The organism is Pikeienuella piscinae (assembly GCF_011044155.1).
In the GTDB taxonomy this organism is placed as follows: domain Bacteria; phylum Pseudomonadota; class Alphaproteobacteria; order Rhodobacterales; family Rhodobacteraceae; genus Pikeienuella; species Pikeienuella piscinae.
Genome location: NZ_CP049056.1, coordinates 2,170,581 through 2,184,730, shown reverse-complemented (window position 1 = coordinate 2,184,730; position 14,150 = coordinate 2,170,581). Strand labels below are relative to the sequence as shown.

The window sequence follows — 14,150 nt, the reverse complement described above, 5'->3', positions numbered from 1 at the left end:
CCCGTGCGCATCCGTCAGGCGCACGTTGGCGACACGCCATTGATCCCGCGCCGCGCGCTCGTATACCGGACATGACGCGGATGTGCGGGTGGAAAGGGCGGGGAATGGCGATCCTTCTGGGCGTGGACACGGGCGGCACCTTCACGGACGCGGTGGTTTATGACGAGGCGGCGCAAGAAATTCTTGGCAAGGCCAAGGCGTTGACCACGCATCAGGATCTCGGCGCCGGCGTCGCGGCGGCGGTGGACGCGGCCCTGGCGGCGGCGGATGTCGCGCCGGGCGCCGTCGCGCTGATCTCGATCTCCACCACACTCGCCACGAACGCGCTTGTTGAGGGGCATGGCGACCCCGCGGCGCTGGTGCTGATCGGGTTTCAGGAAGCCGACCTTGCGCGCGCCGGATTGAAGGCCGCGCTCGGGACGGACCCGTCGATCATCGTCGCTGGCGGTCATCGGAGCGATGGCGCGGAAGCGGCGGCGCTGGATGTGGCGGGGCTCAGGAGCGCGGTCGGGGCGGCGGCGGGCGGCGTGACGGGATTCGCGGTTGCCGGCGTTTTCGCGGTCCGCAACCCGGAGCATGAGGCGCGGGCGCGTGAGATCATTGCGGCGGAGACCGGGCTGCCTGTCACTTGCAGCCACGAGCTATCGGCGCGGCTCGGCGGCCCGCGCCGGGCGCTGACGACGCTCCTGAACGCACGCCTCGTCGGCATGATTCACCGGTTGATCGAAGGGACGGAGGCGCGGCTCGCGGAGCGCGGAATCAGGGCGCCGGTGATGGTGGTCAAGGGCGATGGCGCGTTGATGAGCGCGGCGGTGGCCCGCGCCCGCCCGATCGAGACGATCCTTTCCGGCCCCGCCGCCAGCCTTGTCGGCGCCGCGCATCTGACCGGGCGTGCGCGCGCCGTCGTCGCCGATATCGGCGGCACCACCACCGATATCGCGGTGCTCGAGGGCGGGCGCCCGCGGCTCGCGCCCGAAGGCGCGCGCGTCGGCGGCTGGCTGACGATGGTCGAGGCGGTGGCGATGCGCACGCACGGGCTAGGCGGTGACAGCGAGGTTACGATCGCGCCGGACGGGCTGGTGGCGGAGCTTGCGCTCGGCCCGCGCCGCGCGGCGCCAATCAGTCTCTATGCGATGGAGCGGCCGGCGGCGCATGAAGTGCTTGACCGGCAACTGGCGCGAACCCGGGCCGAAACGCATGACGGGGTTTTCGTCATGCCTGGCGCCCGGCGCGCCGGGCTCGACACGCTGGAGGGACGGGCGGCGGACATCATTGGTGAAGTCGGCGTCGGCGCGGCGGTGGAGTCGCTCTCGCTCGACTCGCGCGGCCGCCTCGCGTTGAGGAGGCTGATCGGCGCGGGCTATCTCAGGCGCGCCGCCTTCACCCCGACCGATGCCGCGCATGTGCTCGGGCTTCATGGCGAATGGGACGGCGAGGCGGCGGCGAAGGCGGCGACGCTTCTCGCCCGCCAGAAGGGTAACGACGGCGAGAAGCTGGCCGCCGATGGACCGGCGCTTGCGCGGCGCGTCGTGGACGCGCTGGCCCGGCGCTCGGCGGAACTGGCGCTTGAGGCCGCGCTCGGCGAGGACGGGTTCGAGGCGGAGGGGATGGCGAAGCGCCCGCTGGCCGCCGCCGCGCTCGACGGGCGGCGGGGGTTCGCCGCGCCTGCGCTGGCGCTGAACGCTCCTCTGATCGGACTTGGCGCCTCCGCCCCGGTCTATTATCCGATGGTCGCCCGGATCGCCGGCGCGGAGGCTGTGATCCCCGAAGACGCCGACGTCGCCAACGCGGTCGGCGCCGTCGTCGGACGGGTGGAGGCGAAGGCGGAGGCGCTGATCCTCTCACCCGACGGCGATCGCTTCGAAGTGATGGCGGGCGGCGCGCCGGTGCAGATGGAGACACTGGCGGAAGCGAAGGCGCTGGCCGAAACTCGGGCGCGCGAGGAGGCGCTGAAACGGGCGGAGGCGGCCGGGGCGGAAACGCCGGAAGTGCGCGTCGCGTGGGATGAGAAGCGCGCTTCGGTCGAGGCGCGCGAGACGCTGGTTGAGGCGCGGGTGACGGCCGTGGCGAGCGGGCGGCCGCGATTCTGAAGGCTGAGCACGGCCGGACCCGGAGCGCATCTCTCCGGATCAGCGCGCGGCGCATGGCGGAATTGCGAAAGGTTTTCGCGGAATATGTTTCCAGCGCGGGGCTTTTCTTGACCGCAAGGAGCGCCGTTTGCATGCATGCTGCGCATTTGTTGCTCTTCGATAGTCAAAGACGCGACGACAGGCCGGACAGGGGAGTCCGAAGCGCCGCCGAGCGACCGCTCGCGCTTTTGAGTTCATGCCCCGCCTATGAAGCGAGCCCACTTTGCGGGAGCCCTCGGCTCGCGCGGGAGTCGGGCGTCTCCGCGCTTTTGGTCAAGGACGAAACCGCGCGAATGGGTCTCGGCAGTTTCAAGGCGCTGGGCGGCGCCTTTGCAGTCGCGCGGATCATTCTCGATCGTGCGGGCGTCGCGGACGTGACCTCGCCTGCTGCCCTCGGGTTCGCGGCGAAGACCGTGTTCACAACCGCGAGCGCCGGCAATCACGGTCTCTCCGTTGCGCCGGCGCGAGGATTTTCTCGTCGCGCTCGAAAATCGTCGTCACGTCTGGCGTTCTGGAAACCTTCGCGGATCGCATCGTCAGGAGCGGCGGAGAGGTGATCCGCTTCGCCGGCTCATACGAGGACAGCGTCGCCGGAAGCGGCGCGCCTCGCCGCGGCGAACGGTTGGCTGCTTCTCGCGGACGGATCGTGGGAAGGGTATGTCTCGGCGCCGACCTTGGTGATGGAGGGTTGCTCGGATTTCGCTGAGGAATGCGGCGGTTTCTTCGCGGATCAAGGGCGCTGGCCCACGCATGTGCTGCATCAGGCTGGCGTCGGCGGTCTGGCCGCCGCGGTGGCGGCGCATATCCGCGCCCGATGGGCCGAGCAGCCGAGATCGTCGTCGTCGAGCCCGAAGCCGCGCCCTGCCTCATTGAAAGCGCGCGGGCCGGGCGGCTCATCCGGGGCTGGGCTCCGGCGTCGAACATGGGGCGTCCCGACTGCAAGGACGCTTCCCTGCTCGCGTATGAAGCGCTCAGGCGCGTCGCCGACATATTCATCGCCATCAGCGATCATGCGGCAGCCGAGGCGGTGGACCTACTGGCGGCGGGGGGGGCGCGACAACGCCCAGCGGCGCAGCGGGCTGCGCCGCGACCCCCGCGCTGCCCTTCGATCCGGGGGCGCCCTGCATGATCATAGCGTCAGAGGGCCCGGAGAGCGCGTAGAGCCGCGCCCGCATCAGGGCGTCGGCCGGAACCGCGCTCCGGGTCATACGGGCGCGGCCACGGCGCCGGGTCGCCTCCGCGCCGGGTGCCGCCCTGGCGCGGGCTCGTCGGCGGTTCGGCCGCCGTCATCCTCCCAGCGCGCGATGCAGGACGCGCCCGGGCCACGGGCCCGCCTCGACGCGAGGGAAAGCTGCGCCGCATCGAAAGCTGCGGGAAACCGTGGTTCGTATTCAGCATTGCGGAACATCTTTGTTCGGCTCCTTCCGATCTGTTCGCGTTTATCGTCGCCGGGACCGTTACAGGCTTTGGCGGCGCTCAGGCCCCCTGCGGAAATGCATGAAGGTCGCCGTGCTCCGCGCGCGGCGCCGGCGTTAGCGGCGCCAGCGAGAGTTCGCGCGAGTTGAGGGCTTCGACCAGGTCGGGAATGTCGCTCCGGCGCAGGCCGATATCGGCGAGCATTCTGTCGTCGAGGCCATGTAACGTGGCGAGCGTCCGGCGTCGCCGCCGTCGCCGCGCAGCCGCGTGACGCAAGCGGCTCAACAGACCGCGCTCAGGGTCCGCCGCGCTTCGCGGCGTGGACGGGTCAATCATTCGTCTTGTCAGGTAGATGGACATGTCATCCTCCGGTTCCAGGGACGCCTCCACTGGGACGACGCCGGCCACAAGGCTCGGGACACGGCGGGATGCGGATTTCCGAACAGCGCGAACCGCGCGGCGCGAACGCTCCCGTCGTTGTCATCCGGTGATGAGAGATTTGCAGACCCCGGCGCGCGGACAGGTGGCGGACAGGCGCACGTCCGGCCCGGGGCTACCGGCGGTTCAGTAATATTCCCGCGGAAAGCAGGAACCTCCTGTGAAGGCTGAACATCGTCATGGCTTGAATCTGGTCAGTGCGGCAGCGGCGTTCAACGGACCCGGCGTCCAGTGCGACCTTTTGCGCAGGAAGGGCCGATGTTCATCGCCTCGAGCCGCGGCGCATCGCATGGAGCCGCCGCGCGAATGGCGCGAATGCGGCTGTGGGCGCTCCGAAAGCAGCGGCCCGCCGGAGGTGTGCGGCGCGCGGCGAGCTGCAGGGCCTTCATCGTCGCGCCCGCCTTGGCGATTCCCTGACCGGCGGTATCCTGGGCCGTGCCATGCGCCGGCGACGCTATCCAGAACGGGAAACCGCCGATCGGCGTGACTCCACGATCGAATCCAATGAGTTTGATCGCGATACATCGTGAGCACCGCGTCGAACTCACCCGTCAAGGCTCGCACATGGATCGTGTCGGCGGGAACGGCCCCGACGACGTTGGACCGCCTTTTCGCGGCGGTCTCCGCCGCGGGGGCGATGATGGCGTCATCCTTGGGGCCGAAATTCCTGCTATCGCCGGCGTGTGGATTGAGCGCGGCGACGCCGATCCGCGGGTTCATGACGCCCGGCGCCTCCCTCGCCATGTGGGTCAGGCGGATCGCATCGACGATGCGCGCCTCGATGATCGCCCGGTCGTGGACCGGGACCGCCTCCCACGCGCCCTCGTTCACGAAGACGGCGAGCACGCTCTCCATATGTCCCGTCATCATCAGGTACTTGTTCGCCTCGTACTTCTTGCGGGCGATGATGTTGTTGAGCGGGTTCTCCTGTCCTTCGACAAGCCCGGTCATCAGCGCCGGCACGATCTCGGATATCCCGACCGGCGCCGGGATGGCGCCCATACCCGTCAGCATGGCGCTCCAGAGCTGGATCGACCTGCTGCGCTTTCATGCGCGGTCGCGCGCAAGGCCTAATTGGCGCTCCGAAATGCGTATGGCGCGTTGAAGACGGCGGTGTCATCATAGAACCGATAGAGCGTCGAGAAGTCGTGGTGCGCCATCTGGATGGCGCCGACCCGCACGCCGTCGAGCATCTTCGAGAGGTTGCCCAATTGCGAGTTCGGGAACACGTCGAGCTGCACGCGTCCTTCGGCGCGCTCTTCGATGCAGCTGGCGAGATCTTCGGCGAAGCGCGTCTCGCCGATGGCTGAACATGAGCGGATGGCCACGGCGCTGGGACGGCGCGACGGCGAAGCCCTCGCCACGGTGCTTGAAGAACATATCGACAATACGTTCGAGCGCGTCCGGGACGTGTTGTAGCTGACGGCGGCGTCGGTCGCCGGACGCAACCCTAAGGGCCGCACGAGCCCAGAAGACCACACCTCCGCGCTTTCCCGCAAGCCTGTGCGGGCCGGGGCGCCGGACCCCCATGGTCTCGGCTTCACGCTCCGCTAAACATCGTCCGCGGCGAACCCATGACGAGGATATTTCATGTGTGCGCCATGGCGACGCGCATCCCCCTTTTACGGTCGGCGCGCTCCGCCGACGGCGGCGTGGCGGGGGCAGCCGGTGAGATGATCGTTCACCATGCCGACCGCCTGCATGAAGGCGTAGACGATTGTCGGGCCGCAAAAACGGAAGCCGCGTGATTTCAGCGCTTTCGACACTTCGCGGCTGAGCGGGGTCTCGGCCGGCACTTCCGCTGCTGTTTCGAACCGGTTGACGATCGGCGCGCCACCGGTGAAATCCCAGAGGAAATGTTCGAACGCGTCCGCACCGCCGATCTCGATCCAGGCGCGGGCGCCGTCGATCGTCGCTTCGATCTTGCCGCGATGTCGGACAATGCCGGAATCGGCCAGCAAGCGCGCGACATCCGCTTCGCCATAGCGCGCGATCCGCTCCGGCTCGAACCCGTCGAAGGCGGTCCGGAAGGCCGGGCGCTTTTTCAGAATGGTGAACCAGGAGAGGCCGGCCTGGAACCCGTCCAGGATCAGTTTCTCGAAAAGCGCCCGCCCGTCGCGCTCCGGCACGCCCCATTCTTCGTCGTGATAGGCGACGTAGAGCGGGTCGGTTCCGCACCAGGGGCAGCGGTTGGTCGCGTCGCTCGCGGAAAGATCAGGCATTAACCAATTCCTCTTCATCACATGTTAGAACATTAATAGAACATTTAGAGTCGATTCGGAAATCCTCTCGAAAGGGAACGGGGATGGGCAGGGTGCTGGCGATGGATGCAGGCGGCGAACGCAAGCGCGAACGCGCGATCGAAAGCGCAGGCGGGGCGCCGTCGGCGATCATGGAGCGGGACGCGCTGACGCGGCGTCTGTCATGGGTCAAGGCGCCCTCCGCGCTTCTCGTCGCGAGTATGGGCGCGCTTTCCGCGGTCAACCGGATCTACGGTCACGCGTCCGGGGATCGGCTGGTCGAGGGTGCGGCCGCGCGCGTGCTTTCCGTGGCCCCTGAAGGGGCGCTGGTCGCCCGGCTTTCCGGCGCGAAAATCGTGGTGCTCGCGCCGGCGCAGACGCCGGAGGCGGCGCAGGCGCTGGCGCGCGCCCTCGCCGACGCGATGGCGGCGGCGCCCGATGGCCCTGCGGTCGATCCGCGGCTCGGCGCCGCCTGGACTCCGGCGCTGGCGCCGGGCGCGGGTGAGACGCTGATCGCCGCGGCGCTCGGCGCGCTCGACCGCGCCGCGAGCGGCGGCCGTGAAATCGAGCTCGCACTCTTCGACCCGGCGGCGGAGCGCGACGAACTCGGCCGGGCGCGTCGCGCGCTCGACCTGATCCGCGCCGGTTGCGCCTCGATCGCCCTGCAGCCGGTTGTCAACGCCGACGCCTCCGGCCGGCTGATGTTTCGCGAAGCGTTGATCCGCGTCACCGGACTGGACGGCGCCGCCATCCCGGCGGACCGCTTCATGCCGCAACTGGAGCGGCTTGGCATGACAGAGGAGGCGGACGTGGCCGCGCTCCGGCTCGCGTTCGATGAATTGGCGAAGGACCCCGGGCTCCGCATTTCAGTCAATCTTTCCGGCGCGGCGATCACAAGGCGACGCTGGCCGGACGCTTTCGCCAGGCTCGCCGCCGCGCAGCCGAACTGCGCGGCGCGCCTGATCGTCGAAGTGACGGAGGAGGCCGCGATCGCGCGCGCTGGGGCGGCGATCGGGCTTTTCTCGCTGATTCGCGCTCATGGCGCGGCGCTGGCGCTCGACGATTTCGGAGCCGGGCGCACGTCGTTCCGGCATCTTCGCGACTTCCGCTTCGATATGGTGAAGATCGACGGCGGCTTCATCCGCGGCATCGACGCCTCGGCCGACAACCAGATGCTGGTTTCCGCGCTGGTCGGCATCGCCCGGCAGTTCGATATGATGGTGATCGCCGAATTCGTCGAAACGGCGGCCGAGGCGCGCGCTTTGCGCGCGCTCGGCGTCGACGGGTTTCAGGGCTTCTTTTTCGGCAGGCCGGCCCTCGTCTGGTCGGATGAGGATCACGCGGGGCGCGGGGTGGCGGGCTGAGGGGCGCGCCGGAACGTGCCGCGGCTCAGGACTTTCGCGCCAGCTTGTCGAGCTGGGCCTGCATCTGCGCCAGCTGATCCTTCAGCGCGCCGAGTTCTCCCGACGCGCTCGACGATGGCGCGCTGTCTTCCCCGGGCTCCGCCTTGCGGGCGCCGCCTATCTCCTGCGGGAAAGGCGAGAACATCCGCATCGCCTGGCTGAAAAGCTCCATGTTCTGGCGGGTCATCGCCTCGAACTTCTCGATCGCCGGAGCGGCCCCGAAGAGCCGGGTCGCATGTTCGCGCATCTGCTCCTGATTGCGGGTGAAGGTCTCCATCGACGCCTCTAGATATCCCGGCACCACGCTTTGCAGCGAATCCCCGTAAAGACTGATGATCCGTCTGAGGAAATTCGTCGGCAGCATGGACGCGCCCTTCGTCTCCTCTTCGAAGATGATCTGGGTCAGCACCGAACGCGTGATGTCGTCGCCGGATTTCGCGTCGCGGACGATGAAGTCCTGCCCTTCGCGCACCATCGCGGCGAGATGATCGAGCGTCACGTAACTGCTGCGCGCGGTGTTATAGAGCCGCCGGTTCGCATATTTCTTGATGACAACCGGGTCGTCCCCACCCGCGCCGTTCGACGCCGCGTCTTTCGCCGCCGCCATGGATTGCTCCCTTCACATGCGATTTCAGCATATTCCCGCGCCGCATCGCGCCGCAACCTCAATTTGCCGCAACGCCGCAATTGACGATCTGCGATGATGGACGCTCGCGCGCCGCGCCGATAGTCTTCTTTCATGACTTGCGATCAAGACGATGAAAGTGGCGGCGGGCGGCCAACGGGCTGGCCGGGCGCGAGCGCGCGCCGGCGCGCCGCCGCATTCCTCGACCTGTGGGAGCGGCAGGTCTCCGAGCATGCGCGCCGCGGCCCCTCCGACAAACCGCCCGCGATGGGCGACGTGGGCGTGGGTCGAGCGGAGACGCCGTGAACGGCGTCCCGCCCGACAGGCGCGGGGTCCCGGCGCCGTTGATCCAGCATCTTCAATCGGCGGCGGAGATTTTCGAATCGGGCGCGCGCCTGGCGCCGGTGGCGGATCAGCCCCGCTTCCCTTGGGCGATCGCGCCGACGCCCGAGGAGGCCGCGCTGGCGCGGGAAGTCGCCGCGGCGCCGGGCGTGGGAATGGGGCTCGCGCTCCGGCTTGAAGGGGCGGACCGGCTGAGCGCGATGCTGCGCGGTCTTCGACTTTATCAGGCAAGCCCGATCGTCCGGACGCTGCCCGATCCTCCGGCGATCTGGCGGCGCGGCGCGGCGCGGCTGCTGGATTTCGGGCCCGAGGGCGGACGACCGGTGCTCGTCGCGCCCTCGCTGATCAACCGGCATCATATTCTCGATCTCGACGAGGGGGCGTCGCTGATGAGCCATCTCGCCGGCGCAGGGCTCCGTCCGCTCCTCCTGGACTGGGGCGCGCCGGAAGCGGAGGAGCGGGGATTCGGACTTTCCGATTACGTCGAGCGGCGGTTGCTGCCGGCTTTCGACGCGGCGCATGAAGCGTTCGGCGGGCGCATCGCCCTGACCGGCTATTGCATGGGGGGCGCGCTGGCGGTTGCGCTGGCCGGGATGCGAGCCGGCGCGGTTTCGCGCCTCGCGTTGATCGGCGCGCCCTGGGATTTCGCGCATATGACTCCGATGCGCGGCGCGCTCGCCGCGCTCGGCGCAACCGGCGATCGAGCGACGCTCGAACGGATGATCGAAGGGGTCGCCGGCGCGTTCGGCGCGACCCCGGTCACAGTGCTTCAGGCGGTCTTCGCGCAGCTGGATCCCGGTCTCGCCGCGCGCAAGTTCCGCCGTTTCGCCAAGCTTGACCAGAAGGGGGCCGAGGCGCGGCGATTCGTGCTGATCGAGGACTGGCTGAACGCCGGGCCGCCGCTGTCCGGTCCCGCCACGCGCGAGGCGCTGATCGACTGGCATCTGGAGAACGCCACGATGCGCGGGCGCTGGCGCGTCGCCGGCGAGCCTGTGCGGCCGGAAGCGGTGCGCGCGCCGGTGCTGGTCGCGGCGGCGCGTCAGGACCGGATCACGCCGCCGGCGGCGACCGAAGCGGTCGCGGCGGCGCTTGGCGACGTGCGGATCATTCGGCCGGCTTCCGGCCATGTCGGCATGATCGTCGGGCGCGGCGCGCGCGCCGCGCTGTGGCGGCCATTGGCGGACTTTCTTTCCGCCTGAGTCTGCGGTATGCGCTGCGTTGCAGCATAGATTGGCGGCTGACGGCCTCGCGCCGCCGCGCGCCGCAAAACCGCAGAGCCAAGAGGATCGTTCCATGACCAATGTCGTCATCGCCGCCGCCGCGCGCACGCCCGTCGGTTCATTCAACGGCGCATTCGCGAACACGCCGGCGCATGATCTCGGCGCCATCGCCATCAAGGCCGCGCTGGAGCGCGCCGGCTTGGACGCCAAGGACGTTTCAGAAACCATCCTCGGCCAGGTGCTGACCGCCGGCCAGGGCCAGAACCCGGCGCGCCAGGCGCATATCAACGCCGGTCTGCCGATCGAGAGCGCGGCCTGGTCGATCAACCAGGTCTGCGGCTCGGGCCTGCGCGCCGTCGCCATCGGCGCGCAGCATGTTGCGTTGGGCGACGCCGACATCGTCGTCGCCGGCGGGCAGGAGAGCATGAGCCTCAGCCCGCACGCCGCGCATATGCGCGCCGGCACGAAGATGGGCGACGTCAAGTTCATCGACACGATGATAAAGGACGGGCTCTGGGACGCGTTCAACGGCTACCATATGGGCCAGACCGCCGAGAATGTCGCCGAGAAATGGCAGATCAGCCGCGACGCGCAGGACGCGTTCGCCGTCGCCAGCCAGAACAAGGCGGAAGTGGCGCAGAAGGCCGGCAGGTTCAAGGACGAGATCGCGCCGGTGAAGATCAAGACCCGCAAGGCCGAGACGGTGGTGGAGAACGACGAGTATATCCGTCACGGTGCGACCATGGAGGCGATGCAGAAGCTCCGGCCGGCCTTCACCAAGGACGGCACGGTGACAGCCGCCAACGCCTCGGGTCTCAATGACGGCGCGGCGGCGACCGTTCTGATGACGGCGGACGCGGCTGAAAAGCGCGGCATCGAGCCGCTGGCGCGGATCGTGAGCTACGCCACGGTCGGCCTCGACCCGTCGATCATGGGCGCCGGGCCGATCTTCGCCTCCCGCAAAGCGCTGGAAAAGGCGGGTTGGAAGGCCGAGGATCTCGACCTCGTCGAGGCGAACGAAGCCTTCGCGGCGCAGGCCTGCGCGGTGAACAAGGACATGGGCTGGGACCCGTCGATCGTGAATGTGAACGGCGGCGCCATCGCCATTGGCCACCCGATCGGCGCCTCGGGCGCGCGGATCCTGAACACGCTCCTCTTCGAGATGAAGCGGCGCGACGCGAAAAAGGGCCTCGCCACGCTTTGCATCGGCGGCGGCATGGGCGTCGCGATGTGCGTCGAACGCGGCTGAACCCCGGCGCGCCGCCCGATCAGGGCGGCGCCATTTAAAAGTAACTTTCGTTCGCGGGCGCTCCGCGATACGAAAGGATATAACAACGGAATTGGAGATAGCGAATGGCACGGGTTGCACTGGTCACTGGCGGCACACGCGGCATCGGCGCGGCGATTTCGGAGAAGCTGACGGCGGAGGGCTATACGGTCGCCGCCAACTACGCCGGCAATGACGAGGCCGCGAAGGCCTTCACCGACAAGACCGGGATCAGAACCTTCAAATGGTCGGTCGCCGATTATGACGCCTGCAAGGCGGGTGTCGCCGAAGTCGAGGCGGCGCTCGGCGCGGTTGACGTGCTGGTGAACAACGCCGGCATTACGCGCGACGGCATGTTCCACAAGATGACCAAGGATCAGTGGGACGCGGTGATCGGCACCAATCTCAATGGCCTTTTCAACATGACCCACCAGGTCTGGATCGGGATGCGCGAGCGCGGTTTCGGCCGGATCGTCAACATTTCCTCGATCAACGGGCAGAAGGGGCAGATGGGCCAGGCGAACTATTCCGCCGCCAAGGCCGGGGATCTGGGCTTCACCAAGGCGCTCGCTCAGGAAGGCGCCTTCAAGGGCGTCACCGTCAACGCGATCTGTCCGGGTTATGTCGCCACCGACATGGTGATGGCGGTGCCGGAAAAGGTCCGCGACAGCATCATCGCGCAGATCCCGGTCGGCCGTCTGGGCGAGCCGGAGGATATCGCCCGCTGCGTCGCTTTCCTCGCTTCCGATGACGCCGGCTTCATCACCGGTGCGACGCTGACCGCAAATGGCGGGCAGTATCTGACCTGAGGCGGAGACCGAAGGTCAGTAGTTCAAGATAGCGAAGGGCGGCGCCGGCGGGCGCCGCCCTTTTCATGTATCGAAAGCTCGCCGGGGCGTAAGCGCCGGCGCGCTATTCGGCGGGGTAGACGCGCGGCGCCGACTGGCGACGGCCCGTAAAGAGCCTGCGCACGCCCCGCGCGATCATGGTGAAGCCGTCTTTCACCGCGGCGGAACGAAGCCGCCGGCCGCGGTTCAGATAAACCGCGAGGTCGTAGTCGCGAACGATTTCGGGTTGCATCTTCGATCTCCTAGAAACCCTACGGACAGAGCCGCTTGCTGATTTTTCAGTTAGTCATTACGTTGCAGCGCAACAAACTAGTTCCTCGCGAGGTCCGATTAAGATGGCCTTAACTGACCGTCTGCCGCCGCTCACCGCGCTCCGGGCGTTCGACGCCGCCGCGCGCCACATGAGCTTCGCCAGGGCGGCGGAGGAGCTTTATGTGACCCCGGCCGCGCTTTCCTACCAAATAAAGAATCTTGAAACCGACCTCGGCGTGCAACTGTTTCGCCGGCTCAATCGCGCGGTCGAACTGACCGAGGCGGGACGACTGCTCGCGCCCGGCGTCGCGGACGGGTTCGAGGCGTTGAAGGCGGCGGTCAGGAACGTCAACCGTATGCGAGACGGACGCGGGCTGGTTCTCACCGCCGGGCCGGCTTTCACCGCGAAATGGCTGGCGCCGCGGATCTATCGCTTCGTCGAGCGGCGACCGGATATCGAAGTCCGACTCGTCGCGTCGCTCAAGAAGCTGGATTTCAACCGTGACGAGGTGGACGCCGCCATCCGTTTCACCAGACATAACGAAGAGCCTGGCTGCTACGTCGAAACAATGGTGCACGAACTGATGAGTCCGGTTTGCGCGCCGGCGCTGGCGGCGCGGCTCAAGAATCCGTCCGACCTGATTGGCGCGCCGCTGGTCCATGACGAGAGCCTCGCGCTGATGCAGAAGCCGCCGAACTGGGGCGACTGGCTGAAGGTGGCTGGCGTCGAGATGGATTGGCGCCGCGGCCCGAAATTCTCCAACGCTGACCAGGCGCTGGAAGCGGCGGCGGCGGGTGGCGGCGTCGCGCTTGGCCGGCTGAGCCTGGCGACGACGGACCTGCGCTCCGGTCGGCTTGTCGCGCCCTTCGATATCGCCATCGACACCGGCGCGCATTTTAACTTTGTCTGTCCTGCAGGCATGGAGACGCGACCCGAATACGTCGCGCTGCTGGACTGGCTCCGCGACGAGTTGTCCGACGAAAGCGCGCCGGGCGAAGGCATGCGTATCGTGCGGATAGACTGATCTCTTCGCTCTTCCCCCGCTGCGCTCTCCGGATTACCTCTGGCGCTGACGGATGGGAGTGGACAGCATGAAGATCGGTGTATTGCAGACCGGGCTCCTGCCCGAAGATCTGACGGCGACTTACGGCGAGTACGACCGGGTATTCGGCGCGCTGATGCGCCGCGCCGATCCGGCGATCGAGATCGAGGGCTGGCGGGTCGTAGATGGCGGATTTCCGCCCGGCGTCGATGTCGTCGACGGTTGGATCATCTCAGGCTCGAAGCATGGCGTCTACGAAGACCATCCCTGGATTCCGCGCCTGAAGGATTTCATCCGTGAAGCCGCCGCCGGCGGCGCGCCAATGATCGGCGTCTGCTTCGGCCATCAGATCATGGCCGAGGCGCTGGGCGGACGGGCGGAAAAGTTCGCCGGAGGATGGAGTCTTGGCCCAAAAGAGTATGATGTCGTCGCGCGGCCGGGCTGGATGCGCGACGCGCCGGCGCGTCTTCTGATCCCCGCGGTGCATCAGGATCAGGTGACGATGGCGCCGCCGGATGCGACCCGCGCCGCAACGTCGGAGTTCTGCGCGAACGCCGCCCTCCTCTATGGTGACCCCGAGCGCCCCTACGCCATCTCGATACAGCCGCACCCGGAGTTCACCGTCGATTTCATGCGCGACCTCATCGCGTCGCGGCGCGGCGGAGGCTTCCCTGACGAGCTTTCGGACGCCGCGCTCGCGCGGCTTTCGCCTGATGCGCCGCCGGCGCTCGACGGAGACTGGGCGGCGCGCTGGTTCTTCGATTTTCTGAAGCTGCACAAAAATTAATCGAAATGAATATTTAGCCCAAATTTTAATCATCGTTCACGGGTCCGCCGAGGTTCATCCTGCGGCTGTTGCGATCCGACCCAATCATATTGTTGAAATCGCTTAATAATTTTATTTCCGCCTGACGCACGAAAATTTGG

Annotated in this window: 14 protein-coding genes; 8 read left to right on the top strand and 6 right to left on the bottom strand. The window is 67.8% G+C overall.

The window, feature by feature from the left end; genetic code table 11:
• The first annotated feature begins 104 nt into the window (after nucleotides 1-104).
• Together G5B40_RS10535 and G5B40_RS21530 are read left to right on the top strand one after the other, a co-directional pair.
• Nucleotides 105-2,090 carry a hydantoinase/oxoprolinase family protein gene (locus G5B40_RS10535; RefSeq protein ID WP_165098290.1) on the top strand — a complete coding sequence of 662 codons (1,986 nt, stop codon included), beginning with the start codon at nucleotides 105-107 and terminating at the stop codon, nucleotides 2,088-2,090.
• Nucleotides 2,091-2,143: 53 nt separating this feature from the next.
• Entirely contained in the window at nucleotides 2,144-2,686 is a 543-nt protein-coding gene (locus G5B40_RS21530) for a pyridoxal-phosphate dependent enzyme (RefSeq protein WP_425500082.1), read from the top strand.
• A 919-nt stretch (nucleotides 2,687-3,605) separates the two neighbouring features.
• Here the strand turns inward: G5B40_RS21530 and G5B40_RS10525 are convergent.
• The 4 genes from G5B40_RS10525 to G5B40_RS10510 all read right to left on the bottom strand — a co-directional run bounded on the left by G5B40_RS10525 (nucleotide 3,606) and on the right by G5B40_RS10510 (nucleotide 6,205).
• A complete protein-coding gene (locus G5B40_RS10525; RefSeq protein ID WP_179961617.1) occupies nucleotides 3,606-3,905 on the bottom strand; it encodes a DUF1127 domain-containing protein in 300 nt (99 codons plus the stop codon).
• 255 nt (nucleotides 3,906-4,160) lie between these two features.
• Nucleotides 4,161-4,997 (bottom strand): 4-hydroxythreonine-4-phosphate dehydrogenase PdxA, encoded by an 837-nt coding sequence (locus tag G5B40_RS10520; protein WP_425500081.1) that lies wholly within the window; start codon nucleotides 4,995-4,997, stop codon nucleotides 4,161-4,163.
• A gap of 56 nt (nucleotides 4,998-5,053) precedes the next feature.
• A complete protein-coding gene (locus G5B40_RS10515; protein WP_165098284.1) occupies nucleotides 5,054-5,431 on the bottom strand; it encodes a type 2 periplasmic-binding domain-containing protein in 378 nt (125 codons plus the stop codon).
• 174 nt (nucleotides 5,432-5,605) lie between these two features.
• On the bottom strand, nucleotides 5,606-6,205 hold the full coding sequence (locus tag G5B40_RS10510) for a DNA-3-methyladenine glycosylase I (RefSeq protein WP_165098280.1): 600 nt from the start codon (nucleotides 6,203-6,205) through the stop codon (nucleotides 5,606-5,608).
• A gap of 83 nt (nucleotides 6,206-6,288) precedes the next feature.
• Between G5B40_RS10510 and G5B40_RS10505 the strand changes: the two genes are divergently transcribed.
• Nucleotides 6,289-7,587, top strand: a complete 1,299-nt coding sequence (locus G5B40_RS10505) for a GGDEF domain-containing phosphodiesterase (RefSeq protein WP_165098278.1) — start codon at nucleotides 6,289-6,291, stop codon at nucleotides 7,585-7,587.
• Nucleotides 7,588-7,612: 25 nt separating this feature from the next.
• Here G5B40_RS10505 and phaR read toward each other — a convergent pair whose 3' ends face one another.
• Nucleotides 7,613-8,233, bottom strand: a complete 621-nt coding sequence (gene phaR / locus G5B40_RS10500) for a polyhydroxyalkanoate synthesis repressor PhaR (protein WP_165098276.1) — start codon at nucleotides 8,231-8,233, stop codon at nucleotides 7,613-7,615.
• Nucleotides 8,234-8,553: 320 nt separating this feature from the next.
• On the opposite strand from phaR, the gene G5B40_RS10495 reads away from it, so the two are divergent.
• From G5B40_RS10495 to phbB, 3 genes are all read left to right on the top strand, one after another.
• Nucleotides 8,554-9,792, top strand: coding sequence for an alpha/beta fold hydrolase (locus tag G5B40_RS10495; protein ID WP_211907446.1), 1,239 nt, complete (start codon nucleotides 8,554-8,556; stop codon nucleotides 9,790-9,792).
• A gap of 94 nt (nucleotides 9,793-9,886) precedes the next feature.
• Nucleotides 9,887-11,062 (top strand): acetyl-CoA C-acetyltransferase, encoded by a 1,176-nt coding sequence (locus G5B40_RS10490; RefSeq protein ID WP_165098274.1) that lies wholly within the window; start codon nucleotides 9,887-9,889, stop codon nucleotides 11,060-11,062.
• Between the two features lie 104 nt (nucleotides 11,063-11,166).
• Complete coding sequence (gene phbB / locus G5B40_RS10485; protein WP_165098272.1) at nucleotides 11,167-11,889, top strand: beta-ketoacyl-ACP reductase; 723 nt, start codon at nucleotides 11,167-11,169, stop codon at nucleotides 11,887-11,889.
• Between the two features lie 103 nt (nucleotides 11,890-11,992).
• Here phbB and G5B40_RS10480 read toward each other — a convergent pair whose 3' ends face one another.
• Entirely contained in the window at nucleotides 11,993-12,160 is a 168-nt protein-coding gene (locus tag G5B40_RS10480; protein ID WP_165098270.1) for an RSP_7527 family protein, read from the bottom strand.
• Between the two features lie 103 nt (nucleotides 12,161-12,263).
• Here G5B40_RS10480 and gcvA point away from each other — a divergent pair, with 103 nt between their 5' ends.
• Together gcvA and G5B40_RS10470 are read left to right on the top strand one after the other, a co-directional pair.
• Nucleotides 12,264-13,205, top strand: coding sequence for a transcriptional regulator GcvA (gene gcvA / locus G5B40_RS10475; RefSeq protein WP_165098268.1), 942 nt, complete (start codon nucleotides 12,264-12,266; stop codon nucleotides 13,203-13,205).
• A 67-nt stretch (nucleotides 13,206-13,272) separates the two neighbouring features.
• Entirely contained in the window at nucleotides 13,273-14,010 is a 738-nt protein-coding gene (locus G5B40_RS10470) for a type 1 glutamine amidotransferase (RefSeq protein WP_165098265.1), read from the top strand.
• Nucleotides 14,011-14,150: the final 140 nt, after the last annotated feature.